This window comes from Curtobacterium sp. MCPF17_003, assembly GCF_003224385.1.
GTDB classification, from domain to species: domain Bacteria; phylum Actinomycetota; class Actinomycetes; order Actinomycetales; family Microbacteriaceae; genus Curtobacterium; species Curtobacterium flaccumfaciens.
In genome coordinates this window covers 88240-111316 of record NZ_QKLC01000004.1, presented here as the reverse complement: position 1 = coordinate 111316, position 23077 = coordinate 88240, and the positions used below count along the sequence as shown (strand labels likewise).

Sequence of the window (23077 nt, the reverse complement as noted above, 5' to 3'; positions counted from 1 at the left end):
CACGCACGCACGCGTGTCGACCGGCCAGCACCACGACACGACGAAGATAAAGATTCGGACCGCCAAATCCTCTGGCAGTATCGGTGCATGACCGACACTGCCAGCCCCCGGCTCGACGAGCACCCATCCGGTGCCCCGCGTCGTCGCGCAGCCGGGCTCACCCTGCTCGGACCGGCCTTCGTCGCGGCCATCGCCTACGTCGACCCGGGCAACGTCGCCGCCAACCTGACCGCCGGCGCCGAGTACGGGTACCTGCTGCTCTGGGTGCTCGTGGCCGCGAACGCCAGCGCCGTGGTGGTGCAGTACCTGTCCGCCAAGCTCGGGGTGGTGACGGGCAAGTCACTGCCCGAACACCTCGGCCTGCGGATGCGGCGCACCCCGCGCCTGCTGTTCTGGGGCCAGGCGGAGATCGTCGCCGCCGCGACCGACATCGCCGAGGTCATCGGCGGCGCGCTGGCGCTCTACCTGCTCTTCGACCTGCCGCTCGTGGTCGGCGGGATCATCACCGGGCTCGTCTCGATGCTCCTGCTGACCCTGCACAGCCGCCGGGGCACGCGCCTGTTCGAGACCGTGGTGACGGCGATGCTCGCGATCCTGACGGTGGGCTTCTGCGCCGGGCTGCTGTTCGCCCGGGTCGCACCGGCCGACCTGGTCGCCGGGCTCGTGCCGCGGTTCGAGGGCGCCGGGTCGGTGCTGCTCGCGGCCTCGATGCTCGGTGCGACCGTGATGCCGCACGCGGTGTACCTGCACTCGGCGCTCGCCCGGGACCGCCACGGGGACGTCCCCGCCGGGCCGGAGCGTCGCCGGGTGCTCGTCGCGACCCGGTGGGACGTCGGGCTCGCGCTGATCGTCGCGGGCGGGGTGAACATCGCGATGCTCGTCCTCGCCGCGGCCACCCTGCCGGGCGTCGAGGGCACCGACTCCATCCCTGGTGCGCAGCGCGCCATCGCCGAGAACGTCGGCCCGGTCGTCGGAGTGCTCTTCGCCGTGGGCCTGCTCGCGTCCGGCCTGGCCTCGACCTCGGTGGGCTGCATGGCCGGCGCGGAGATCATGAAGGGCCTGCTGCACGTGCGGATCCCGCTCGTGGCCCGGCGCGCGATCACCCTGGTGCCCGCGATCGTGCTGCTCGCGCTGAACGCCGACGCGACGATGCTGCTCGTCGTCAGCCAGGTGGTGCTGAGCTTCGGGATCGCCTTCGCGATCGTGCCCCTGGTGGTCTACACGTCGCGACGGAGCGTGATGGGGACCGACGTGAACGCCGCGACCACCCGCGTGGTGGCGTGGGTGATCGCGGCGGTCATCGTGGCGCTCAACGTCGCACTGGTCGTGCTCACCCTGACCGGCTGAGGCGCAGCCGGTCAGGGACGGGCGGTCGTCAGTCGACGACCTGGACGTCCTTCCAGAACGCGACGTAGCCCGAGTAGTCCTTGCCGACGCGGTCGAACGACGACGGGATCGGCGTCGGGTACGACCACGCGCGGTCCTGCAGCGCCTGTCCGTCGACGTTCACCGTGAAGTACTGGGTGTCGCCCTTCCACGGGCAGTGGTACTGGGTGGGGCTCTCGGTGAAGAGCTCGGTCTTCACGCTCGACGGCGGGAAGTACCAGTTGCCCTCGATCTTGATGAGGTCCTCTTCGGGGGCCTCCGCGATCACCGTGTCGCCGACGACTGCCTTCATGGCGTTGCTCCTTCGCTCGCTGGTTCCGTGACGGGGCGAACGCTACGCGCGCTCCCCCGATTCCCGCAGGACGGTCAGGTCGGCGCCCGCGGCGAGCGCCGCGTGCACCTCGTCACGGCTCAGGACGGCGGCTCCCTCGGACGCGCTGACCAGGTGCCGCACTGCGCGGCGCAGCCCCGTGTACGCCGCGCAGGCCGCGGCGGCCTCGGGTGAGGTGTGGTCGATGCCGACCTCGGCGAGCGCGTCGACGACGGCTCCGGCGGCGAGCAGGTCCTCGACGGCGAAGTCGGGTGCGTCGGCGACGTCGACGGACTCACCCGCCGCCTCGGCCGCGTCGTCGAGGGCTGCGGTGTGGTGCAGCCCGGCGGCAACGATCGCGACGACGCACCGGTCACCGCGTGCGGCCTGGAGGCCCGTCACCCGTTCCGCGACCACCGCCGCGTTGCCGAGGTGGCCGAGCACGACCTCCGGACCCTGCGGCAGCTGGGCGGTCACGTTCCGCAGCGCGCGCCGCTGTGCTGCGGCGTCGGAGGTCGCCGGCAGGGCGTCGACCCAGACGAGCAAGTGGGCGCCGTGGGCGATCCGCGCCGCACCTCCGGGACCCCACGCGAACCGGACCTGGTACTTCTCCTGGGTGCGTTCTGCCACGTCCGTCACGATAGCCGCCCGGGCGATGCTGTCCCTCTCCACAGGGTCGGCGTCCGACCGGGTTCCGCCAGGGTCGGCGACCCTAGGATGCATGGTCATGGAGATCGCCCCCGTGCCCACCCTGACCGGCGACCGTGTGACGCTCGAGCCCCTCGGGCAGGAGCACGCGGAAGACCTGCGGGCGGCGGTCGCGGACGGCGATCTGTGGCGCACCTGGTACACCTCGGTGCCCGCCCCGGCACAGGTCGAGGCCGAGATCGACCGGCGGCTCGCCGAGCACGAGGCCGGCCGCATGGTGCCCTTCGCCGTGCGGGACCGCCCGACCGGCCGGGTGGTGGGTGCGACGACCTTCATGAACATCGACTCGGGCAACCGCCGTGTCGAGATCGGCAGCACCTTCCTGGCCAGGTCCGCGCAGCGTTCGGGGATCAACACCGAGTCGAAGCTGCTCATGCTGTCGCACGCGTTCGAGGCGTGGCAGTGCATCGCGGTCGAGTTCCGCACGCACTGGCACAACCTGCAGTCCCGGGCGGCCATCGCGGGCCTCGGCGCCAAGCAGGACGGTGTGCTCCGGAACCACGCGATCGGCCGCGACGGCACCCTGCGCGACACCGTGGTGTTCTCGGTGATCGCGTCGGAGTGGCCGGCGGTCCGCCTCTCGCTGGCCGAGCGGCTCCGGCGGCACGACCGCGCCGAGGGGTCCCGCCGTCGGTCGGCCCGGCACGCCTGAGTCGTCTCGCCTGCGTCGTCTCGCCTGCGTCGTCTCGCCTGCGTCGTCTCGCCTGCGTCGTCTCGCCTGACCGGGCGCCGTCGCGCAGTGGGCCACGGCGCGCCGTCCAGCCCGCGGGCGTAGCGTCACCGCCATGCACGTCGGCCTCCGGATCGTCCTCGATGCGCCGGTCGACGCCGTGCGCGATGCCCTGCTGTCCCCGTCCGTGATGGTGGCGGTGACGAAGCCGTTCCTGGCGTACCGCTCGCGCGACCCCCGGGGGTTCCCGGAGCGCTGGGAGCCCGGGCACCCGCACCCGATCACCGCGGACGCCTTCGGGCTGGTGCCGAGCGGCGACACGCACGTCGACCTCGACCTGTACGAGGTACAGGGGGTCCCCGTGCAGCGCGACAACGGCGGCGGCACGTCCGGGTTGTTCGGGCGGATGACGATGTCGCACCGGATGGCCGTCGTCCCCGCACCGGGTGGCCGCACCCTGCTGCTCGACCGTCTGACCTACCGGATGCGACCGGCCGTCCTCGGGCTCGCCCTGTGGCCCGGCATGTGGGTCATCTGGCAGTGGCGGGCGTTCCGGATGCGCGCCCTCGCACCCACCTGGCGGACCGACGGCGAGTGACGTGACGTGGGTCGGGCCTCCCGTCCACCGCGGAGCGGGCGTAGCCTCGACCACGTGAGCCAGACGCGCCCCCAGGAGCCGACGACCGACGACCGCGTGCGCAGCACGCTCGCGACGACGGATTGGCGGCGGATGACGTTCGACCTGTACCGCCGCGTCCGCGCCACCTCGGACCCCCAGACGGCGCACGCCCTCTGGCGTGAGACCCGGGACGCGATGTTCGCGGAGCACCCCGCATCGCCGCTGCTCGACGAGGACGCCCGCGACTTCGAGTCCCTGCCGGTGCCGGACTACGACCCCGCGTGGCGGTTCCAGGTGCGCGTCGAGGCCACGGAGCCCGCCGAGTTCGACTTCGAGACCGGCACCGACGGCGTCGTCCACTTCGACCGGCTCGGCCTCGTGCGGGTCCCCGGTGTCGGCACGCTCGACGTCTGGAAGCACGGCGGCTACGCGGGCGGGGTGTTCGTCCCGGTCAAGGACGCCAGCGCCGGCAAGGCCCGCGGCACCTACGGGGGCGGACGCTACCTGCTCGACACCATCAAGGGCTCGGACCTGGGCGGCGACGACCTCGGGTCGCTCGTGCTCGACTTCAACTTCGCCTACAACCCGTCGTGCGCGTACGACCCCGCGTGGGCGTGCCCGCTCGCACCTCCGGGCAACACCGTGCCGGTCCCGATCCCCGTCGGCGAGCAGTACGACTTCTAGGGTGGAACGCATGACAGGACTCGTCGCCCTCGACGTCGGTGGCCGCGTGCCGCCGTTCGAGCAGGTCCGATCGCAGATCGCCGCGCAGATCACCGCCGGGTACCTGGTGGACGGCGAACGACTGCCGAGCGTGCGTGGGCTGGCGGACGAGCTCGGACTCGCCGCCGGCACCGTCGCGAAGGCCTACCAGCTGCTCGAGGAGGCCGGGCTCGTGCACACCGCGCGGGGCGCCGGCACCCGGGTGGTGCGACCGGCAGCGGTACCGGAAGCCGTGGCCGAGGCCGCTCGCGCCCTGGCCGCCGCAGCACGCTCGGCGGGGCTGTCGGCCGACCAGGCCGCCACCGCGTTGCGGGAGGCCTGGCCGGCGTAGCGCTGGCTGGCGCTTCCTGGCGTACCCGGTCGTTCCGGGCGTACCCGGTCGTTCCGGGCGTACCCGGTCGTTCCGGGCGTACCCGGTCGGAAGTTCTGACCCGGTACGCCCGATTCGACCAGGCATCGCAGGCGTTCTGGGAAGAACCGTTCCGAGCGCTCAGCAGTGCTCGTACACGTACGCGTCGTCCTCCGGGGTCACCAGGTCGCGGTCGCGCAGGATCGTCATGGCCGGACGGCTCTCCAGCCCGCAGACCGACGCCCACGAGCCCTCGAGGATGTCCGAGTACTCGACGTCGATGACCCGTCCGCCGTAGGCCTTCGTGTAGGCGGAGCACTCCCGGTACTGCACGCACTCCTCGGCGACGACGAAGTCGAACCCGGTCTGCTCGCGCCCGGACGCCCCGAGCTGCGGCGTGTTCTTCTGCCCGACGGCCAGCCCGTGCCGGTGTCCCTCGGCGACGAGCGACTTCGCGAGCGCCAGGTTGCCGGCACGGGTGAGCCGCTTGCCGCTCCGGGTCCACGAGTCGAGGTTGTCGAACTCCACCGCGTCGAACCCGCGGTCACCGCAGCGGGCGACGGTCTTCGCGAGCACCTTCGTGATCAGGGCACGCTCGGCCGCGGTCCGGGTGTCGAGGAGCATCTCGTCCGGCCAACCCGGGTCCGAGACCGGCTTTCCCGCACGGTCGCGGAGGATCGCCGACGGGTACGACTTCTTCCACGTGCTGGCGGCCTCGGGCTGCGTCTGGAACCCGTTGACGTAGCAGATGTTGTACTTGCCCTTCGCCGGGCGGTCGGTGCTGTCGCGCTCGACGATCGTCACGCCGGAGGGCGGGGCGTACCCGCCGCCGAGCTGGTAGTCCACGCGGCCGGAGGTCGGCAGGTTGCGGTAGCTCCCGGCCGCGTTGGGCGTGGCGGCCTCGGCGCAGCCGGCGGTGCCGAGGACGGCCACCAGGGCCATCGCGGTGGTCAACAGGACGGATCGCGTGCGCACCCCGGAATCCTCGCACGCCACGGGCGAACGACCCTGCCCTCGCCGTTCCGGGGATGTGCACGCTATGCTGGTCGTACTCGAGGCGCCGATCGCCTCGTGCGTCGTACGGACGCCCCGAACTCCCGACCAGCTGTCTCCAGACTCCGGTCGATGATCGAGCACCTCACGAAGGTGCCCAGGCTTCTCTGCTGCGGCGACTGCGCCAGCCACATCCGTTGGCGCGCATCCCGCCCGCGCGCTGCCTCAGAGCGCGCCCACAGCCGGACTGCTCCGGCTCGAAAGGTCACCATGACCACCGAAGACATCCGTTTCTCCGACCTCGGCGTCCCCACGCCGATGGTCTCCGTCCTCGCCGACCAGGGCAAGGACATGGCGTTCCCCATCCAGGCGGACACCCTCCCGGACTCCCTGCAGGGCAAGGACGTCCTCGGCCGCGGCCGCACCGGCTCCGGCAAGACCATCGCCTTCGCGATCCCGCTCGTCGCCCGCCTCGCCGCCAGCGGCCGCAAGCGCCGCGCCGGCCGCCCCCGCGCCCTGGTGCTCGCGCCGACCCGTGAGCTCGCGACGCAGATCGACGTCGCCCTCGCCCCGCTCGCCAAGGCCATGGGCCTCAACACCACGACCATCTTCGGTGGCGTCGGTCAGGGTCGCCAGGTCGACGCCCTGCGCGGCGGCGTCGACGTCGTGGTCGCCTGCCCGGGTCGCCTCGCCGACCTCATGCAGCAGGGCCACGTGAACCTGGGCGACATCGAGGTCACCGTCCTCGACGAGGCCGACCACATGGCCGACATGGGCTTCCTGCCCGGCGTGACCAAGATCATGCAGGCGACGCCCGAGAACGGGCAGCGACTGCTGTTCTCCGCCACGCTCGACAACGGCGTGGACAAGCTCGTCAAGAAGTTCCTGCACAACCCGGTGATGCATTCCGTCGACGAGGCGAACAGCCCCGTCGAGGCGATGACCCACCACCTGTTCGAGGTCGCCGACGCCGACGCGAAGAAGCACCTCGTGAGCGCCCTCGCCTCGGGCAACGGTCGCCGCATCCTCTTCATGCGCACGAAGCACCACGCCAAGCGCCTGGCCAAGCAGCTCAGCAGCCAGGGGATCCCGGCCGTCGACCTGCAGGGCAACCTGTCGCAGGGTGCCCGTGAGCGCAACCTCGCGAAGTTCTCCTCCGGCGAGGCCCTGGTGCTCGTCGCCACCGACGTCGCCGCCCGCGGTGTGCACGTCGACAACGTCGAGCTCGTCGTGCACGTCGACCCGCCCACCGAGCACAAGGCGTACCTGCACCGCTCGGGCCGCACGGCGCGTGCCGGTTCGTCCGGTGACGTCGTCACGGTGACGATGCCCGCCGAGCGTCGCGACGTCGCGCAGATGATGCGTGCTGCCGCGATCAAGGTCACCCCGCAGCACGTCACGGCGACCTCCCCGGCCGTCACCGCGCTCGTCGGCGAGGTCGCTCCGATCCGCCACGTCGCCGAGGAGCAGCCCACCCAGCAGCGTCAGCCCAAGCAGCGCTCGGCCGAGTCCGCCGGTGACGGCGGCGGTCGTCGCCGTGGTCGCGGCGGTCGGTCTGGAGGCGCGGCGCAGCCCGCGCGCTCCGGCTCGGCTGGCGAGTCCGCCGGTTCGGCCGGGGGCCGTCAGGGCCGTCCGGCCCGTGGCGCGCGGACCGAGGGTGCCGGGCGCTCCGGTGCCGCGGCCGCCGGTTCGACCGGTGGTCGCCGCAGCGGCGGCAACCGTCGCTCGGGCAGCAGCGACGTCGTGCGCGGCGGCTCGTCGGCCGTGTGGTCGTCCGAGGGCGGCTACGCCGCGGGTCGGTCCGGCAACGAGTCGGGCGGCAACCGTCGTGGTGGCTCGCGCCGCGCCTCCCGTCCGGCCGGCGCTGCCGACCGCCACTGACCTGCGCGGTCTGAGTCCGCAAGACACCGGTGTTCACGTTTCGAACCCCCGCATCCCGGGGTGTGTTCCGTGAACACCGGTGTTCCGCGTCGGGGCTCGGGCGAACCTTGGCGGGGGCTGGGGGTGAGGGACTCCGACGGGCGTACGGTCTCACTTTCGGATGCCGCGCAAGCGGCTGACGGGGAACACGTCCGCTTCTGGAAGGAGTGCCTATGGCTGGCATCGATGACATCAAGAACGCCGCTGAGAAGGCGTCAGGCAAGGTCAAGGAAGCCACCGGCAATGCGACCGGTAACGACCGGCTGAAGGCCGAAGGCCAGACCGACCAGGGCAAGGCCTCGGCGAAGCAGGGCGTCACCGACGTCAAGGACGCCGCGCACGGCGTCGCCGACAGCTTCAAGGACGACAAGCACTAAGCCGGTTCGCGACCGCGCTGCGAAGCCCCCGGATCCGATCGGATCCGGGGGCTTCGTCGTGCGCACGGCGTGGACACCCCGGTCGGGTTAGTGCAGGGCGCCGACCGATGCCAGGCCGGCACGGAGCAGTGCGCCGCGGCCGCCTTCCATCTCGTCGGCGACGGCGTCGGACGCGGCTTCCATCGGGCTCATCCACGTGAGCTCGAGGGCGTCCTGCCGGGGTTCGCACGTCCCCGTGACGGGAACGACGTACGCCAGCGAGATCGCGTGCTGCCGCTCGTCGGTGTACACCGAGGCGCCGGGCAGCGGGAAGTACTCGGCCACGGTGAACGGCGTGGGGCTCGAGGGCAGCTGCGGGAACGCCATCGGCCCGAGGTCCTTCTCCAGGTGGCGGAACAGTGCGGTGCGGATCGACTCGCCGAACATCACGCGACCGGACACCAGGGTGCGGGCGATCGAACCGCTCGGGGAGACACGCAGCAGCACGCCGACCTCGGTCACGACGCCGAGGCCGTCGGTGCGGACGGGGACCGCCTCGACGTAGCAGATCGGCAGACGACGGCGGACGTTCGCGAGCTCCTCGTCGGACAGCCAGCCGGAGTCGGGATCGGGGGTGCGCAGCGAGGACATGCACCGTGTCTACCAGGCACGGCGGCGAGTTCGGCGGAAGGCGCGGGGGTTGGGGATGGTTACCGTTGTCCACATGATCGATGCGGACCTGGTGCAGTGGACACGGAGTGCCCCGGACCGGCGGGGGACACCCCTGCTCGTGGCGATGCACGGGGTGGGGTCGAACGAGCACGACCTGCTCGGGCTCGCCCCCGCGCTGCCGCCTGCGTGGACCGTCGCGTCGCTCCGGGCGCCGACGGCGTGGGGGCCCGGCTTCAGCTGGTACCCACTCGGCACGCCCGGCTCCCTAGCGCCGGAGGCGGTCGACGCCGTCGCCGCCGAGGTGCTCGACTGGATCGACTCCGTCGCCGCCGACCACCCGCGGATCGGCCTGCTCGGGTTCTCGCAGGGCGGCTCGATGGCGCTCCAGCTCCTGCGCGCCCGGCCCGCGGCGTTCGCGTTCGCGGTGTCGCTGTCGGGGTTCGTCGTGCCGGGCGTCTCGGACTCGCGGGACGAGGCCGTGTCGGCCGTGCGGCCGCGGGTGTTCCTCGGGCACGGCGACATCGACCCGGTGATCCCGCCCGAGGCCACCGCCCGGACGCAGGCGTGGGCCGCAGCCCACACCGACGTGACCGACCGCACCTACGCGGGCCTGCCGCACGCCGTGTCGACGGCGGAACTGGCCGACGTGGCGGCCTTCGTCGACGCCGGGTAGGCGCACGACGACGGACCGGAGGCCCGGTGCCAGCTGGCACCGGGCCTCCTGTCCGTTACGCGGTGACGTCCGTCAGTCGGCGAGGATCTGGAGCAGGTCCTTGCGGAGCTGGTCCACCTTGGCCGTGGCGGCCTTGGCCTGTTCCTCGGTCGCGGTGCTGCGGTACATCTGCAGGACGCCCATGGTCTTCCGGAGCGCCTCGAAGAACTCGCGCTGGGCGTCCGGGATACCCGGGGCCCCGTCGAGTGCCGCAGCGATCTCGTCGGCCTTGACCTCGGTCTCGGCCTTGCCGGCGTCGGTGAGCTCGAAGAGCGTCTTGCGGCCGTCGCCCGACGAGACCACGAGGTCTTCGTCGACGAGCTGCTGGAGCGTCGGGTAGACCGAGCCGGGGCTCGGCTTCCAGGCGCCGCCGGTGCGCTCGGCGATGGTCTTGATCACGGCGTACCCGTTCTGCGGGCCCTCGGCCAGCAGACCGAGGATCGCGAGGCGGACGTCACCGCGGCGACGGCGTTCGCGGCCGAAACCGGGCCCGCCGAAACCGGGGCCGAAGCCCATGCCCGGACCGAAGCCGGGGCCGAACCCGCGGCCACCGAAGCCGCGGCCGCCGTGGTCGTGGTCACCGCGGTCACGGCCGGGGAAGCCGGCGCCGTGGTGCTGCCGCGCGCCGCCGAAGCGGGGGCCGCGCGGGCCGAACCCGCGCTGGTCGCGGGGGGACGTGTTGCTGTCGTCGTCATACGAGGGGCGCATGAGGAGTCCTTTCATCGTGCTGAGTCGGCTCGCGATCGGTCTGACCTGATCGTCTTCGTCGTATCGCGATGTGTTCACGATAGATCGTTAACTATCGTTCCGTCAAGGGGTACGCGCGCCCGGCCTGCTGTCGGTGGTGGGGGGCAGGATGGGACGGACCATGACGGACGTCTTCGAGCGCTTCTCCCCCGCGACCACCGAGTGGTTCCGCGGCGCCTTCGACGCACCGACGCCGGCGCAGGCCGGGGCGTGGGACGCCATCTCGACCGGGCAGCACGCACTCGTGATCGCCCCGACCGGCTCCGGCAAGACCCTGGCGTCGTTCCTGTGGTCGATCGACCGACTCATCAGCGCGACGGACCGTCCGCCGGCGAAGCAGCGCACGCGGGTGCTCTACGTCTCGCCGCTCAAGGCCCTCGGCGTCGACGTCGAGCGCAACCTGCGGAGCCCGCTCGTCGGCATCACCCAGACCGCTCGGCGCCTCGGCACCGAACCGCCGGACGTCACGGTCGGGGTGCGCAGCGGCGACACCCCGTCGTCCGACCGCCAGAAGCTCCTGCGCCAGCCGCCGGACATCCTCATCACCACGCCCGAGTCGCTCTACCTGATGCTCACCTCTCAGGCGCGCGAGACCCTGGTCAACGTCGACACGGTCATCGTGGACGAGGTCCACGCGGTCGCCTCGACCAAGCGCGGCGCGCACCTGGCCGTGTCGCTCGAGCGCCTCGACGACCTGCTCGACAAGCCCGTGCAGCGCATCGGGTTGTCGGCGACCGTCCGCCCGCCGGAAGCGGTCGCGCGGTTCCTCGGCGGTCGTGCACCGGTGACGATCATCGCGCCGCCCGCGCAGAAGACCTTCGACCTGCGGGTCGTCGTCCCCGTCGACGACATGACCGAGCTCGGGGCACCGCCGGTCGGTGCGGACGCGTCCGAGTCACCGACGAACGGATCGATCTGGCCGCACGTCGAAGAACGTGTCGTCGACCTGATCGAGGAACACCGCTCGACCATCGTGTTCGCGAACTCGCGGCGGCTGGCCGAACGACTCACGGCCCGGCTCAACGAGATCCACGAGGAACGCGTGCTCGCCGCCGCCGGCGACGGCGTGCTGGTGCCGGCGGGGGCGTCCCCGGACGACGACGGCCTCCCCGTGGCGCGGGGCCGACCACAGTCACCGGCCCGCACCTCGGCGCACGCCGTCGCCCCCCAGGGCGCCAAGCGACCGCCGGCGCAGCTGATCGGCGGGTCCGGACAGACGGGTGGCGGTGGCTCGGACGCATCCGTCCCGGTGCTCGCGCGTGCACACCACGGCTCGGTGTCGAAGGACCAGCGCGCGATCATCGAGGACGACCTGAAGTCCGGTCGGCTGCGGTGCGTCGTCGCGACGAGTTCACTCGAGCTCGGCATCGACATGGGCGAGGTCGACCTGGTCGTCCAGGTCGAGGCGCCGCCCTCGGTCGCGAGCGGCCTGCAGCGCGTCGGTCGCGCCGGCCACCAGGTGGGTGAGATCTCCCGCGGCGTCCTGTTCCCGAAGCACCGGGCCGACCTGGTCAACAGCGCGGTCACGGTCGAGCGGATGGTCACGGGCCAGATCGAGTCGATCTCGGTGCCGGCGAACCCGCTCGACGTCCTGGCGCAGCACACCGTGGCCGCCGGGGCGATCGACACCCTCGACGTCGAGCACTGGTTCGAGCTCGTGCGGCGGAGCGCCCCGTTCAGCGGTCTGCCCCGATCGGCGTTCGAGGCGACGCTCGACCTGGTCACGGGCCGGTACCCGAGCGACGAGTTCGCCGAACTCCGGCCACGGCTGGTCTGGGACCGCGTGCACGGCACCCTGACCGGGCGCCCCGGTGCGCAGCGACTCGCCGTGACGAGCGGCGGGACGATCCCCGACCGCGGCATGTTCGGCGTCTTCATGGTCGGCGAGAAGGCGTCCCGCGTCGGCGAGCTCGACGAGGAGATGGTCTACGAGTCGCGCGTGGGCGACGTCTTCGCCCTCGGTGCGACGAGCTGGCGGATCGAGGAGATCACCCACGACCGCGTCGTCGTGAGCCCGGCGTTCGGGCAGCCCGGACGCGTGCCGTTCTGGAAGGGCGACGGCATCGGCCGGCCCGCCGAGCTCGGCCGGGCGACCGGTGCGTTCGTACGCGAGGTCGAGGGCGCCTCGGACGAGGACGCCCGCGCCCGCGTCGCCGCCGGTGGACTGGACGAGCGCGCCGTCACCAACCTGCTGACCTTCCTGCGCGACCAGCGCGCGGCCACCGGTCACGTGCCGAACGACACCACGCTCGTCATCGAGCGGTTCCGTGACGAGCTCGGGGACTGGCGGCTCATCCTGCACTCGCCCTACGGCATGCAGGTGCACGCGCCGTGGGCCCTGGCCGTCGCCGCACGGCTGCGCGAACGGCACGGCATCGACGGTGACGCGATGGCGGCCGACGACGGCATCGTCGTCCGCATCCCGGAGACCGATGCCGAGCCGCCAGGTGCCGACCTGTTCGTGTTCGAGCGCGACGACCTCGAAGCCCTGGTCACGGACGAGGTCGGCGGCTCGGCACTGTTCGCCGCGCGGTTCCGCGAGTGCGCGGCGCGCGCCCTGCTGCTGCCCCGACGGAACCCCGGGCAGCGGTCGCCGCTCTGGCAGCAGCGGCAGCGGGCCTCGCAGCTGCTCGAGGTCGCGCAGAAGTACCCGACGTTCCCGATCGTGCTCGAGACCGTGCGCGAGGTGCTGCAGGACGTCTACGACGTGCCCGCGCTGCTCGGGATCGCCGACGACATCGCCGGACGCCGGATCCGCCTGGTCGAGACGGAGACCGAGCAGCCGTCGCCGTTCGCCCGCTCGATCCTGTTCGGGTACGTCGCGGCCTTCATGTACGAGGGCGACACCCCGCTCGCCGAACGCCGGGCAGCGGCCCTGTCGCTCGACTCGACGCTGCTCGGCGAGCTGCTCGGACGTGCGGAGCTGCGCGAGCTGCTCGACCCGGCGGTCATCGCCTCGGTGGAGCGCGACCTGCAGCGGCTCTCGCCGGACCGCCGTGCCCGTGACGCCGAGGGGCTCGTGGACGTGCTGCGGCTCGTCGGCGCGCTCGACCTCGACGAAGCGGTCGACCGGAGCTGGCTCGCCGACACCGCCGACCGTCCAGCGGCCACCGCCGAACTGCGCAGCACGCTGCAGGTCCTCGAGCGTGACCGCCGGGTGCTCTCGTTCTCGCACGCCGGGGCGACGCGCTGGGCCGTGATCGAGGACGCCGCCCGTCTGCGGGACGCCCTCGGGGTCCCGCTGCCGATCGGTGTGCCCACGGCGTTCGTCGAGCCCGTGGCCGACCCCCTCGGTGACCTGATCGGCCGCTACGCCCGATCGCACGGGCCGTTCTCCGCGCACGAAGCCGCCGGGCGACTCGGTCTGGGCATCGCCGTCGTGCAGGACACCCTGCGCCGACTCGTCGCCGACCGCCGGGTGGTAGAGGGCGAGTTCCGCCCCGACCGCCAGGGTGCCGAGTGGTGCGACGCCGAGGTCCTGCGCCGGATCCGCACGAAGTCCCTCGCAGCGCTGCGGCACGAGGTCGAACCGGTCTCGCCGGACACCCTCGCCCGGTTCCTGCCCGCGTGGCAGCACGTGCAGACCCCCGGGACCCGCGGTGGGCTCCGCGGCGTCGACGGCGTCCTGCGGGTGATCGACCAGCTCGCCGGGGTCGCCCTGCCCGCCAGCGCCTGGGAGACCCTGGTGCTGCCGTCGCGCGTGACCGACTACTCGACGAGCATGCTCGACGAACTCACCGCCACCGGCGAGGTCCTGTGGTCCGGCGGTGGCACCCTGCCGGGCAATGACGGCTGGGTTCGCCTGCACCTGGCCGACACCGCGGCGACGACGCTCGCCGAGCCCTCCGGCGACGAGACGACCGAGCTGCAGCGGGACGTGCTCGGGGCCTTGGCGGGCGGTGGCGCGTACTTCTTCCGGCAGTTGGGCCAGGCCGTGGGCAGCAGTGACGACCAGGCGCTCACCACCGCGCTGTGGGACCTGGTCTGGGCGGGGCAGATCACGAACGACACGTTCGCCCCGCTGCGCTCGATGCTCGGCGGCAAGGCGAAGAGCTCGAGTGCTCCGCGTGCTCGGGCCTACCGCGGCCGTCGGCGTCCGACGATGCCGACACAGTCCGGGCCGCCGTCGGTCGGGGGCCGGTGGTCCTTGCTGCCGCTGGCCGAGTCCGACTCGACCGTGCGGGCGGCCGCGACCGCCGAACAGCTGCTCGAACGCTACGGCGTCGTCACCCGCGGTGCCGTGCAGGTCGAGGGCGTCCGGGGTGGTTTCGCCGGGGTGTACCGGGTGCTCTCGCGCTTCGAGGAGTCCGGCCGGGCTCGTCGCGGGTACTTCGTCGAGGGGCTCGGTGCCGCTCAGTTCGCCACCGGCCCGACCGTCGACCGGCTGCGCACCTACGCCCGCGAACTCGGCGACGACGAGCGCGACGATCCGGACCGGAAGCGCGAGGCGCTCACGCTCGCCGCGACGGACCCGGCGAACCCGTTCGGGGCCTCGTTGCCGTGGCCGACGGGCGACGCCGATCCAGGCGTCGGGGCTGACGATGCCGCCGGGGCCGAGAGCACCCTCGGCAGCGGTGCGGCGAGCGGCGCGAAGACCACTCGGGGCCACCGGCCGGGGCGGAAGGCGGGCGCCCTCGTGACGACCGTCGACGGCAAGCTCACCGTGTACGTCGAGCGCGGTGGCAAGTCGGTGCTGACCTTCACCGACGACGCCGCCGACCTCGCTGCCGCGGCCGCCTCCATCGCCGGCATCGTCCGGACCGGGCTGCGCAAGCTCTCGGTCGAACGGGTCGACGGGGACTTCGTGCTCGAGACGCCGCTCGGCGGCGCACTCCGGGCCGCGGGGTTCACGGCGACCCCGCAGGGGCTGCGGCTCCGTGTGTGAGGCGAGCCGCGCCTCCCGGCAGCGCAGCGACCACGTGCCGGAAGTGCCCCGTGCCGTCCGGACGAGTTGCGGGCGCCCGTCGGAGGTGACCCGTGCCTGAAGGCGACACCGTCTACCGGGCGGCTCGCCGCCTGCACACGGCGCTGGCGGGCAAGGTCCTGACGAAGAGCGACTTCCGGGTCCCCGCGTTCGCGACGCTCGACCTGGTCGGCCGCACCGTCGACGAGGTCGTCCCCCGCGGCAAGCACCTGCTGCACCGGATCGGCGACCTGACCGTGCACTCGCACCTGAAGATGGAGGGTCGGTGGGACGTCTACGCGCCCGGTGACCGCTGGCGACGGCCGGCCCACCAGGCCCGGGCGATCCTGGACGCCGAGGGGGTCTCCACCGTCGGCTTCGCGCTCGGGGTGCTCGAGGTCGTCCCCCGCGACCAGGAGTCCGAGGTCGTCGGACACCTGGGGCCCGACCTGCTCGGCCCCGACTGGGACGCCGACCTGGCGCTCGCCAACCTGACCGAGGACCCGGAGCGCCCGGTCGGGCTGGCGCTGCTCGACCAGCGGGTGCTCGCCGGGCTCGGCAACGTGTACCGGAACGAACTCTGCTTCCTGCGCGGTGTGCTGCCGACGCGTCCGGTCGGGCAGGTGCCGGACCCGGCGCGGACGATCACGCTCGCCAGCCGACTGATCCTGGCGAACCGCGACCGCAGTGCCCGCGTCACCACCGGCGTCGACCGTCCGGGGCGACGGTTCTGGGTCTACGGCCGTGCCGGCAAACCGTGTCTGCGGTGCGGGACCCCGATCCGGCACGGCGAACTCGGCGACTCGGAACTCACCCTGCGCGACACGTACTGGTGTCCGCGCTGTCAGACCTGACGCGCGGGGTGCAGGCGCGACGAGGCGGTCGCACGGACGGCGTCGGTGACCCGTTCGAGGAGCGGTGACGCCAGGTTCCAGCGCTGCCACCACAGCGCCACGTCCGCGTGCCGGCCCGGGGCCAGCTCGACCAGGACACCGCGGTCGATCGCCTCGAGGCACTGCGCCTCGGGCAGCAGCCCCCACCCGAACCCGAGCGTGACCGCACGGGCGAAGTCGGCAGAGGTCGGGACGAAGTGGCGCGGGCCTCCGGGAGCGTGTCCGAGGACCTGCCGCAGGTACCCCTGCTGCAGGTCGTCGTCGCGGTCGTAGTCGACGAGCGGGACCTCGTCGAGCCGCCGGAGCATCCGCCGCTCGGTGCCGGTGTCGCCGAGGTAACGGGCGACGAACGCCGGGGACGCCACCGCCCGGTACCGGTCGATGCCGAGCGGCACCGACGAGCAGCCCTGCACCGGATCCGCCTCGGCCGTCACGGCACCCATCACCGTGCCGGCGCGGAGCAGTTCGGCGGTGCGGTCCTGGTCCTCGCGGTGCAGGTCGAAGACCACCTCGGTGTCGGCTCGGACGAGGGCGAGGGCGTCGAGGAACCAGGTGCCGAGCGAGTCGGCGTTCACGGCCAGCGGGATCGACGGCACCACCGATGATCCACCGCCGAGCGCTCGGGAGGTCTCCTCGTCGAGCAGCCGGACCTGCCGTGCGTGCCGGAGCACCACTGCGCCGTCCGCGGTCGGGCGCACCGGGGTGGTGCGCTGGAGCAGGACCCGGCCGACCTGCTGCTCCATGGACTTGATCCGCTGCGAGACCGCCGACGGGGTGATCGCCAGCGCGCGGGCCGCCGCGTCGAGCGTGCCGTGGTCGACGGCGGCGAGCAGCGTCTCGAGGTGCTCGCGCTGGAACCGGGTCATGCAGTTGAGCTTACGGCGCTGCAGGAACGTGAGCTGTACTACACCGGAGCCGGGCCCTAGCGTCGGACCGTGACCACGCTCCTGCCCCTGCTCTCCGGCCTCGGCACCGGCCTCGCACTGATCGTCGCGATCGGTGTGCAGAACACCTACCTGTTGCGCCTCGCCGTGAGCGCCGGGCTCCGGGTGGTGGCCGCTGCCGTCGTGGTGTGCGCCGTTTCGGATGCGCTGCTCATCGTCGCCGGGGTGCTCGGGGTCGGCGCCGTGGTCGAACGGTTCCCCGTGGCGCTCCTGGTGGTCCGGTTCGTGGGTGCCGCATTCCTGCTCACGTACGGGGTGCTCGCGGCGCGGCGTGCGCTGCGGCCCTCGGGGGACGCGATGCGGGTGGCCGACGAGGCCGCCGACGACGGAGTGGTGGGCGCCGGCGCGAGCGCGGGGGTCGGCGCGACCACCGGCGGGACGGTGGCGGCGGGGCGGACGCGCACCGCGCCTCCCGGCCAGGGGGTGACCATGCGGACGGCGGTGCTGACCATGCTCGTCTTCACGTGGGCGAACCCGCACGTCTACCTGGACACGCTGGTGTTCCTCGGGTCGGTGGCGAACCAGCAGGGTGCGGACGACCGGTGGCTCTGGACGATCGGTGCCGTCACGGCGAGCTGCCTGTGGTTCGGTGCGCTCGGGTTCGGCGGACGCCTGCTGCGGCCGCTGTTCGAGAAGCCGGTGACCTGGCGGGTGTTCGACGGGCTGGTCGCCGTCGTGATGCTCGCGTTCGGCGTGCTCCTGCTCGTCGGCGCGTAGCGACGCGGAGCCGCGCGGCGGCGGCGCGGCGCGGCGGCGGCGCGGCGGACAGGCGGGCAGCAAAACACCGGTGTCCACACGTCGAACCGCGTTGTGCGGGTGTGCAACGTGCGAACACCGGTGTCTTGCGGAACCGCCCTACTGCATGCGCTGGCCGACGCGGCTGTGGCGACGGCTGTAGCCGAAGTAGATGACGAAGCCGATGGCCAGCCAGACGACGAACCGGAGCCAGGTCTCGACCTCGAGGTTCAGCATCAGCCAGAAGCACAGCACCGCCGAGATGATCGGCAGCACCGGCGACCACGGCACCCGGAAGGCCCGCGGGGCGTCGGGCCGCGAACGACGCAGCACGACGATGCCGATCGACACCAGGACGAACGCGGACAGCGTGCCGATGTTGATCATGCCCTCGAGCTTGTCGACCGCGGTGAACCCGGCCAGCAGCGCCACGACGACACCGGCGACGACCTGCACGCGCACCGGGGTCTGCGTTTTCGGGTTGGTCTTCGAGAACCAGCGGGGCAGCAGGCCGTCACGACTCATCGAGAAGACGATGCGGGACAGGCCGAGCAGCAGCACCATGACGACGGTGGTCAGACCGATCAGGGACCCGATGGCGATGATGCCGGCGGCCCACGGCAGCCCGACGATGTCGAACGCCGACGCCAGGGACGGCGCTTTCTCCTCTGCCAGGCGCTGGTACGAGACCATGCCGGTGATGACGATGCTGACGCCGACGTAGAGCAGGGTCACGATGCCGAGGCCGATGAAGATGCCGCGGGGCAGGGTCTTCTGCGGGTTCTCGGTCTCCTCCGCGCTGGTGGCGACGACGTCGAAGCCGATGAAGGCGAAGAACACCAGGGACGCCGCGGCGAGCAGGCCGAAGACCCCGTACTGGGCGGGCTCGGCACCGGTGAACCAGGACACGAGCGACTGGGTCCAGACGCTGCCCTCGGCACCCTTGGCCGGCTCGGCCGGCGGGATGAACGGCGTGAAGTTCGCGGCCTTGACGAAGAACGCGCCGGCGACGATGACGAACACGACGATCGCGACCTTGATGACGGTGATGACCGCCGACACCCGCGACGACAGGCGGGTGCCGAAGGCGAGGAGCACCGTGAAGATCCCGACGATGAGCACCGGACCCCAGGTGAAGGGGATCGGGCCGAGCTGGATCGTGCTCGGCAGGGTGATGCCGAAGACGTCGAAAGCGGTGCTGAGGTAGATGCCCCAGTACTTCGCGATGACGGCACTGGCGGTGAGGGTCTCGAGGATGAGGTCCCAGCCCACGATCCAGGCGAGCAGCTCACCCATCGTGGCGTACGTGAACGTGTACGCGGAGCCGGCGACGGGGATCGTCGACGCGAACTCGGCGTAGCACATGATCGCCAGGCCGCAGGTGACGGCGGCGAGCAGGAAGGAGATGATGACGCCGGGCCCTGCGAAGTTCGCGGCGGCGTTCGCGCCGACCGAGAAGATGCCGGCGCCGACGGCGACCGCGATCCCCATCGCGGCGATGTCGAACGTCTTCAGGGAGCGTTTCAGGGACCTGCCCTGCTCCTCGGAGTCGGCCAGGGAGGCCTCGATCGACTTGATGCGGAGCTTCGTTGCCATGGGGTGGATCCCGTCATCGGCTGGCGGCGGACCTCGGAAGGGTACTGGTGTACCACTGTGTCACGCAAAGCGTCCGCCCGGACGGTGGCCCGGTCCGGCGACGGCCAGGAGGCGCGGCACCGGCCCGGCAGCCACCGCTCGGTCGGCTGACGGGTGCGTCCAGTGCCGCGGTCGCGTCAGCGGCCGGCGCGCCAGTCCGCCAGGAACCGGGCGCCGGCCTCGTCGTGGATCACGCCGTCGGGCGCGGTGAGCACCGGGTACGGCGTGGCCGGCACCCCGTCGGCGGGACGGACGTCGACGTGCGCGACCTCGTGGCCGTGGGCGTGCAGCCAGTCCGCCATGGCGTAGTCGCTGCGGGAGTCCCCCACGGTGCGCCAGGTGACCGGGAGCTCGCCGTCCTGCCCGAGGAGCTCGAGCGAGCGCTCGGCCCCGAGGTCCTTGCCGCTGCGGTCGGACTCGACGTCGGTCGAGATGATCGTGGGGTCGATGCGCCACTGCACGGCACCGTCGGCGTCGGGTCGGACGTCGTCGAGTCGGCGGACACCGAGCCCGCGACGCTCGAGCGCGGCCATGGCCTTCGCGTCGAACTCCGGTTGGCGGGCCAGGTAGGTGGCGTTCGGCACCTCGACGCGCTGCTCGATCGACACCATGGCGCGCTTCGTCTCGTCGAAGAACACCAGGTCGGCGTACTCGTCGCGGACCAGCTCGCGCATCTCGTCGGCGTAGTCCCGCGGCAGCGCGAGGTCCTCGGCGACCGTCAGTTCACCCATGCCGCCGTCGTACTGCGGACCGATCGAGCACCACACGGCGCCCTTCTCGCAGACCGCATGGACCCGCCCGCCCTCGGCGAGGCCACCGGCGAGCAGCGGGCCGACGACCTCGGAGCGGATGAACGCGTCGCTGCGCCCGGTGTTGAACACGATCGGGATGCCCTCGGCGGCGAGCGCGACGAGGTCCGCGACGATGCTCGGGATCGCGATGGTGCGGGAGACCGGGCTGGCGATGGGTCCGTCGACGTCGAGCAGGAGACCGAGGCGGGGTGCGTTCACCCGCTCATCCTCTCGCAGTCAGCTGCTGGGCGAGGCGATCCGGCTCCGGACGCGGTCGATCAGGGCTCCGAGGGCCGCCGGGGCGGGGACGTGTCCCTGCCCGGGCACCTCGGCGTACTCCGAACCGGGCACCGCGTCGACGAGGGCGCGGGCCGCACGACGCATCCACTCGAGTCCGTCGCCACCGGCACCGACGAGCACCGGCACACCCACGGCGGCAGCGACCCGCTCGGGCACGGCGAGGCCGTTCAGCACCCGGACCTCGCGGCTGAGCACGTGGGCGTCGACGACCAGGGAGCGCCAGAGCGACCCCTTGAGCCGCAGTGCCGTGACCTGGCCCATCGGGACCCCGAGCACCTGGGTCAGGAAGCCGCGGACGGCCTGGGCCCGCCGGCCGGCACCGACGTGTTCGTCGAGCAGGTCGGCGAACACCACGTCGTCGGCGTGCGGGTCGACCGAGGCGCGGTACGGCGGTTCCCACAGGACGGCGCCGTCGACGGGCAGTCCGGTGGCGAGCCCGTGCAGGACGACACCGGCGCCGACGCAGATGCCGACGGCGGTGGTCGGTGCGCCGATGCTCTCGACGACGGCGCGCAGGTCGTCGACCTCGCGCTCGATGGCCCACGTCGCGGAGTCACCGCTGGCACCGCGGCCACGGCGGTCGTAGGTCACCACGCGGTGCGTCGAGCCGAGCTCGGCGACCACGCGGTCGAGGTACGGGGTCCCCCGGTGGTCGAAGGCACCGCCCACGACGACGACCGCCGGCCCGTCCCCTGCCTCGGAGACGGCGATGGTGGTGCCGTCGGAGGAGACGACCGTTCGGTCGACTGGAGGGAGCATGGGGTCCTTTGCGAGCTGTCGACGGCGATGCGTCGGGCCTCGGAGGGCACCGTGCGGATTACCGGTCCTCCGAGTGTCGCAGGCGTGCGAGTCCGTGTCTCCCCCCGCTTCCAGGGGCAGAACCGCACGCTCGACACCGTGGTGGTCGCCGTGTCATGCTGTTTGAGTACACCTGTACTCAACACTCACCGCCGCTGCAACGGGGAACCATGACACTCATCGCCATCGTCGCCTGCGAGATCGCCTTCTGGGTCGCGATCCTCGGCGGCCTGACCACCCGGTACCTGCTGCGACGGCCGCGGTCGGGAGCGGCGATGCTCGTCGCAGCGCCCGTGATCGATGTCGTGCTGCTCGCGGTCGTCACGGTCGACCTGCTCGGCGGTGGGACCGCGTCGTGGCACCACGGACTCGCGGCGATCTACATCGGCTTCTCGGTCGCGTACGGGCACCGGATGATCGCGTGGGCGGACGTCCGGTTCACGCACCGGTTCGCCGGCGGTCCGGCACCGGAACGCCTGAGCGGACGGCGGTACACGGTCCGGTGCTGGGGCGACGTGCTGCGGACCGCGCTCGCCGTGCTGATCGCCGGCGGGATCATCGGCGGACTCGTCCTCGTCGTCGGGGACCCGGAGCGCACGAACGAACTGCAGGGCACGGTCGCGCTGCTCGGGGTGGTGCTGGGCGTCGAACTGCTGTGGGCGATCAGCTACACGATCTGGCCACGCCGGGCCACCTCCGCAGCCGCGGGCCCGGCCGGAGCAGCGAGCCGGCCGTAGGCTGACCCGGTGTCCCGCCGTGTCGACCTCGAGGAACGGGGATCCCTGGTGGCCGCGGCCTGCCTGCGGATCCTGGAGCGGGACGGCCTGAGCGCGCTGTCGGTGCGGAACGTCGCGGACGAGGCCGGCATCGCTCCCGCATCACTCCGCCGTGTGTTCCCGACGCAGGACGCCCTGCGCGAGCACTGCCTGATGATCATCGAGGAACGGGTCACCGCTCGGCTCGCCGCCCTGCGTTCGACGGGTCGGGCGCTCGCACTGGACGTCCTCGCCCAGGTGCTGCCGCTCGACGCCGAGCGCACGACCGAGATCCTGGCTCAGGTGCAGCTCGGCGTGCTCGCGCGCACCGACGAACACCTGGCCGCGAGCGCCCGACGCCTGAACGACGGGGTCAGCCGGGTGTGCACCCGGGCGCTGGAGATCCTGCGTGAGGACGGCAGCTTCGGCGCCGATCGCGACCTGACCGACGAGGCGGACCGGCTGCACGCGCTGATCGACGGGCTGGCGATCGAGCACACGTGGGACCCGACGGCACGTGCGCCGGAGCGGGTCCTGGCGCTCGTCGAACTGCACGTGGACAGCCTGCGCGGCGCGATCGCCTGACGGCTGCACGCTGCCGACTGCTGGCTGCCGCCTGCCGCCTGCCAGCTCAGCGATCCCGGTAGACCTCGCGCCGGTGCCCGGCGTCGACGACCACCACGACGAGCTTGCCGTCGTCGATCCGGTAGATCAGTCGGTAGTCCCCCGAGCGGACTCGCCACCCGGGCCGGTTCACGAGCTTGCGTGCGGCGGGCGGCCGGGGGTGCTCGGCGAGGATGGCGAGGAGCCCCTCGATCCGCCGCCGCCCGTCGAGCGGGAGCTTGCGGATGACGCGTTGCGCGGCCGGGATGACCTCGACCGAGTACGTCACCCGAGGCCGAGTTCGCGCTTGAGGTCGTCCCACCTGACGTTCTCGCCACCGATGCGGGCGCTCTCGGCGACGGCTTCGTCGTAGGCGACCAGGTCGTCCAGGTCCTCTGCCGCCTCGAGCAACCGGTCGAGGACGGCCGCATCGACCACGGCGGCGACGCGCTTGTTGCGCCGGGTCAGGTACACGGGTTCGTGTCGGGCGTCGTCGATGATCGACGCCAGACGGCCACGGGCTTCGGAGATCGACACTTCGCTCACCTGTACATT

The 23077-nt window shown here is 72.4% G+C and carries 24 protein-coding genes; 13 read left to right on the top strand and 11 right to left on the bottom strand.

Going from position 1 to position 23077, the window contains the following annotated elements:
- Positions 1 to 87: 87 nt before the first annotated feature.
- Positions 88 to 1347 (top strand): Nramp family divalent metal transporter, encoded by a 1260-nt coding sequence (locus DEJ30_RS05865; protein ID WP_110859473.1) that lies wholly within the window; start codon positions 88 to 90, stop codon positions 1345 to 1347.
- Positions 1348 to 1375: 28 nt separating this feature from the next.
- Here DEJ30_RS05865 and DEJ30_RS05860 read toward each other — a convergent pair whose 3' ends face one another.
- Both DEJ30_RS05860 and DEJ30_RS05855 read right to left on the bottom strand, forming a co-directional pair.
- Complete coding sequence (locus tag DEJ30_RS05860; protein ID WP_110859472.1) at positions 1376 to 1678, bottom strand: DUF427 domain-containing protein; 303 nt, start codon at positions 1676 to 1678, stop codon at positions 1376 to 1378.
- A 42-nt stretch (positions 1679 to 1720) separates the two neighbouring features.
- Positions 1721 to 2326: a hypothetical protein gene (locus tag DEJ30_RS05855; RefSeq protein ID WP_258369843.1), complete on the bottom strand. Its 606-nt coding sequence runs from the start codon at positions 2324 to 2326 to the stop codon at positions 1721 to 1723.
- 91 nt (positions 2327 to 2417) lie between these two features.
- Here DEJ30_RS05855 and DEJ30_RS05850 point away from each other — a divergent pair, with 91 nt between their 5' ends.
- The 4 genes from DEJ30_RS05850 to DEJ30_RS05835 all read left to right on the top strand — a co-directional run bounded on the left by DEJ30_RS05850 (position 2418) and on the right by DEJ30_RS05835 (position 4747).
- Positions 2418 to 3056: a GNAT family N-acetyltransferase gene (locus DEJ30_RS05850; protein WP_027466757.1), complete on the top strand. Its 639-nt coding sequence runs from the start codon at positions 2418 to 2420 to the stop codon at positions 3054 to 3056.
- Between the two features lie 133 nt (positions 3057 to 3189).
- A complete protein-coding gene (locus DEJ30_RS05845; RefSeq protein WP_110859471.1) occupies positions 3190 to 3672 on the top strand; it encodes a hypothetical protein in 483 nt (160 codons plus the stop codon).
- A 132-nt stretch (positions 3673 to 3804) separates the two neighbouring features.
- Entirely contained in the window at positions 3805 to 4377 is a 573-nt protein-coding gene (locus tag DEJ30_RS05840; protein WP_110859563.1) for a DUF1684 domain-containing protein, read from the top strand.
- Between the two features lie 10 nt (positions 4378 to 4387).
- Entirely contained in the window at positions 4388 to 4747 is a 360-nt protein-coding gene (locus DEJ30_RS05835; protein WP_258369842.1) for a GntR family transcriptional regulator, read from the top strand.
- A gap of 159 nt (positions 4748 to 4906) precedes the next feature.
- Here the strand turns inward: DEJ30_RS05835 and DEJ30_RS05830 are convergent, their stop codons facing one another.
- Positions 4907 to 5740: an endo alpha-1,4 polygalactosaminidase gene (locus DEJ30_RS05830; protein ID WP_110859469.1), complete on the bottom strand. Its 834-nt coding sequence runs from the start codon at positions 5738 to 5740 to the stop codon at positions 4907 to 4909.
- A gap of 288 nt (positions 5741 to 6028) precedes the next feature.
- Between DEJ30_RS05830 and DEJ30_RS05825 the strand changes: the two genes are divergently transcribed.
- Positions 6029 to 7639, top strand: a complete 1611-nt coding sequence (locus DEJ30_RS05825; protein ID WP_110859468.1) for a DEAD/DEAH box helicase — start codon at positions 6029 to 6031, stop codon at positions 7637 to 7639.
- 212 nt (positions 7640 to 7851) lie between these two features.
- A complete protein-coding gene (locus DEJ30_RS05820; protein WP_110859467.1) occupies positions 7852 to 8055 on the top strand; it encodes a CsbD family protein in 204 nt (67 codons plus the stop codon).
- Positions 8056 to 8142: 87 nt separating this feature from the next.
- On the opposite strand, the gene DEJ30_RS05815 is transcribed toward DEJ30_RS05820, so the two are convergent.
- Positions 8143 to 8685, bottom strand: a complete 543-nt coding sequence (locus tag DEJ30_RS05815; RefSeq protein WP_110859466.1) for an NUDIX hydrolase family protein — start codon at positions 8683 to 8685, stop codon at positions 8143 to 8145.
- Positions 8686 to 8758: 73 nt separating this feature from the next.
- Here DEJ30_RS05815 and DEJ30_RS05810 point away from each other — a divergent pair, with 73 nt between their 5' ends.
- The gene (locus DEJ30_RS05810) at positions 8759 to 9379 is read left to right on the top strand and encodes an alpha/beta hydrolase (protein ID WP_110859465.1); all 621 of its coding nucleotides are present in this window, start codon (positions 8759 to 8761) and stop codon (positions 9377 to 9379) included.
- Positions 9380 to 9451: 72 nt separating this feature from the next.
- Here the strand turns inward: DEJ30_RS05810 and DEJ30_RS05805 are convergent, their stop codons facing one another.
- Positions 9452 to 10126: a PadR family transcriptional regulator gene (locus tag DEJ30_RS05805; RefSeq protein WP_110859464.1), complete on the bottom strand. Its 675-nt coding sequence runs from the start codon at positions 10124 to 10126 to the stop codon at positions 9452 to 9454.
- 160 nt (positions 10127 to 10286) lie between these two features.
- Here DEJ30_RS05805 and DEJ30_RS05800 point away from each other — a divergent pair, with 160 nt between their 5' ends.
- Both DEJ30_RS05800 and DEJ30_RS05795 read left to right on the top strand, forming a co-directional pair.
- Entirely contained in the window at positions 10287 to 15050 is a 4764-nt protein-coding gene (locus tag DEJ30_RS05800; protein ID WP_110859463.1) for a DEAD/DEAH box helicase, read from the top strand.
- Positions 15051 to 15142: 92 nt separating this feature from the next.
- Entirely contained in the window at positions 15143 to 15922 is a 780-nt protein-coding gene (locus DEJ30_RS05795; protein WP_110859462.1) for an Fpg/Nei family DNA glycosylase, read from the top strand.
- Here DEJ30_RS05795 and DEJ30_RS05790 read toward each other — a convergent pair.
- Positions 15913 to 16827, bottom strand: a complete 915-nt coding sequence (locus DEJ30_RS05790) for a LysR family transcriptional regulator ArgP (protein ID WP_110859461.1) — start codon at positions 16825 to 16827, stop codon at positions 15913 to 15915. The two genes, DEJ30_RS05795 and DEJ30_RS05790, sit on opposite strands and share 10 nt — an antisense overlap.
- A gap of 69 nt (positions 16828 to 16896) precedes the next feature.
- On the opposite strand from DEJ30_RS05790, the gene DEJ30_RS05785 reads away from it, so the two are divergent.
- Positions 16897 to 17622 (top strand): LysE/ArgO family amino acid transporter, encoded by a 726-nt coding sequence (locus tag DEJ30_RS05785; protein WP_110859460.1) that lies wholly within the window; start codon positions 16897 to 16899, stop codon positions 17620 to 17622.
- 138 nt (positions 17623 to 17760) lie between these two features.
- Here the strand turns inward: DEJ30_RS05785 and DEJ30_RS05780 are convergent, their stop codons facing one another.
- The 3 genes from DEJ30_RS05780 to DEJ30_RS05770 all read right to left on the bottom strand — a co-directional run bounded on the left by DEJ30_RS05780 (position 17761) and on the right by DEJ30_RS05770 (position 21125).
- Positions 17761 to 19236: an APC family permease gene (locus DEJ30_RS05780; protein WP_110859459.1), complete on the bottom strand. Its 1476-nt coding sequence runs from the start codon at positions 19234 to 19236 to the stop codon at positions 17761 to 17763.
- Between the two features lie 176 nt (positions 19237 to 19412).
- Positions 19413 to 20285: a hypothetical protein gene (locus tag DEJ30_RS05775; protein ID WP_110859458.1), complete on the bottom strand. Its 873-nt coding sequence runs from the start codon at positions 20283 to 20285 to the stop codon at positions 19413 to 19415.
- Positions 20286 to 20303: 18 nt separating this feature from the next.
- A complete protein-coding gene (locus tag DEJ30_RS05770; protein ID WP_110859457.1) occupies positions 20304 to 21125 on the bottom strand; it encodes an alpha/beta fold hydrolase in 822 nt (273 codons plus the stop codon).
- Positions 21126 to 21334: 209 nt separating this feature from the next.
- On the opposite strand from DEJ30_RS05770, the gene DEJ30_RS05765 reads away from it, so the two are divergent.
- Both DEJ30_RS05765 and DEJ30_RS05760 read left to right on the top strand, forming a co-directional pair.
- Positions 21335 to 21901 (top strand): hypothetical protein, encoded by a 567-nt coding sequence (locus DEJ30_RS05765; protein ID WP_110859456.1) that lies wholly within the window; start codon positions 21335 to 21337, stop codon positions 21899 to 21901.
- Positions 21902 to 21910: 9 nt separating this feature from the next.
- Complete coding sequence (locus DEJ30_RS05760; protein WP_110859455.1) at positions 21911 to 22504, top strand: TetR/AcrR family transcriptional regulator; 594 nt, start codon at positions 21911 to 21913, stop codon at positions 22502 to 22504.
- A 46-nt stretch (positions 22505 to 22550) separates the two neighbouring features.
- Here DEJ30_RS05760 and DEJ30_RS05755 read toward each other — a convergent pair whose 3' ends face one another.
- Positions 22551 to 22811 (bottom strand): type II toxin-antitoxin system RelE/ParE family toxin, encoded by a 261-nt coding sequence (locus DEJ30_RS05755; RefSeq protein WP_017885834.1) that lies wholly within the window; start codon positions 22809 to 22811, stop codon positions 22551 to 22553.
- The gene (locus DEJ30_RS05750) at positions 22808 to 23068 is read right to left on the bottom strand and encodes a type II toxin-antitoxin system Phd/YefM family antitoxin (RefSeq protein ID WP_258369841.1); all 261 of its coding nucleotides are present in this window, start codon (positions 23066 to 23068) and stop codon (positions 22808 to 22810) included. The genes DEJ30_RS05755 and DEJ30_RS05750 overlap by 4 nt, the downstream gene beginning before the upstream one ends.
- Positions 23069 to 23077 lie beyond the last annotated feature (9 nt).

Excerpts from the sequence above, each read along its gene's own strand:
- DEJ30_RS05865 (WP_110859473.1), top strand. The coding sequence starts at position 88 with ATGACCGACACTGCCAGCCCCCGGCTCGACGAGCACCCATCCGGTGCC.
- DEJ30_RS05860 (WP_110859472.1), bottom strand. The coding sequence starts at position 1,678 with ATGAAGGCAGTCGTCGGCGACACGGTGATCGCGGAGGCCCCCGAAGAG.
- DEJ30_RS05850 (WP_027466757.1), top strand. The coding sequence starts at position 2,418 with ATGGTCATGGAGATCGCCCCCGTGCCCACCCTGACCGGCGACCGTGTG.
- DEJ30_RS05845 (WP_110859471.1), top strand. The coding sequence starts at position 3,190 with ATGCACGTCGGCCTCCGGATCGTCCTCGATGCGCCGGTCGACGCCGTG.
- DEJ30_RS05840 (WP_110859563.1), top strand. The coding sequence starts at position 3,805 with ATGACGTTCGACCTGTACCGCCGCGTCCGCGCCACCTCGGACCCCCAG.
- DEJ30_RS05835 (WP_258369842.1), top strand. The coding sequence starts at position 4,388 with ATGACAGGACTCGTCGCCCTCGACGTCGGTGGCCGCGTGCCGCCGTTC.
- DEJ30_RS05825 (WP_110859468.1), top strand. The coding sequence starts at position 6,029 with ATGACCACCGAAGACATCCGTTTCTCCGACCTCGGCGTCCCCACGCCG.
- DEJ30_RS05820 (WP_110859467.1), top strand. The coding sequence starts at position 7,852 with ATGGCTGGCATCGATGACATCAAGAACGCCGCTGAGAAGGCGTCAGGC.
- DEJ30_RS05815 (WP_110859466.1), bottom strand. The coding sequence starts at position 8,685 with ATGTCCTCGCTGCGCACCCCCGATCCCGACTCCGGCTGGCTGTCCGAC.
- DEJ30_RS05810 (WP_110859465.1), top strand. The coding sequence starts at position 8,759 with ATGATCGATGCGGACCTGGTGCAGTGGACACGGAGTGCCCCGGACCGG.
- DEJ30_RS05805 (WP_110859464.1), bottom strand. The coding sequence starts at position 10,126 with ATGCGCCCCTCGTATGACGACGACAGCAACACGTCCCCCCGCGACCAG.
- DEJ30_RS05800 (WP_110859463.1), top strand. The coding sequence starts at position 10,287 with ATGACGGACGTCTTCGAGCGCTTCTCCCCCGCGACCACCGAGTGGTTC.
- DEJ30_RS05790 (WP_110859461.1), bottom strand. The coding sequence starts at position 16,827 with ATGACCCGGTTCCAGCGCGAGCACCTCGAGACGCTGCTCGCCGCCGTC.
- DEJ30_RS05780 (WP_110859459.1), bottom strand. The coding sequence starts at position 19,236 with ATGGCAACGAAGCTCCGCATCAAGTCGATCGAGGCCTCCCTGGCCGAC.
- DEJ30_RS05770 (WP_110859457.1), bottom strand. The coding sequence starts at position 21,125 with ATGCTCCCTCCAGTCGACCGAACGGTCGTCTCCTCCGACGGCACCACC.
- DEJ30_RS05765 (WP_110859456.1), top strand. The coding sequence starts at position 21,335 with ATGACACTCATCGCCATCGTCGCCTGCGAGATCGCCTTCTGGGTCGCG.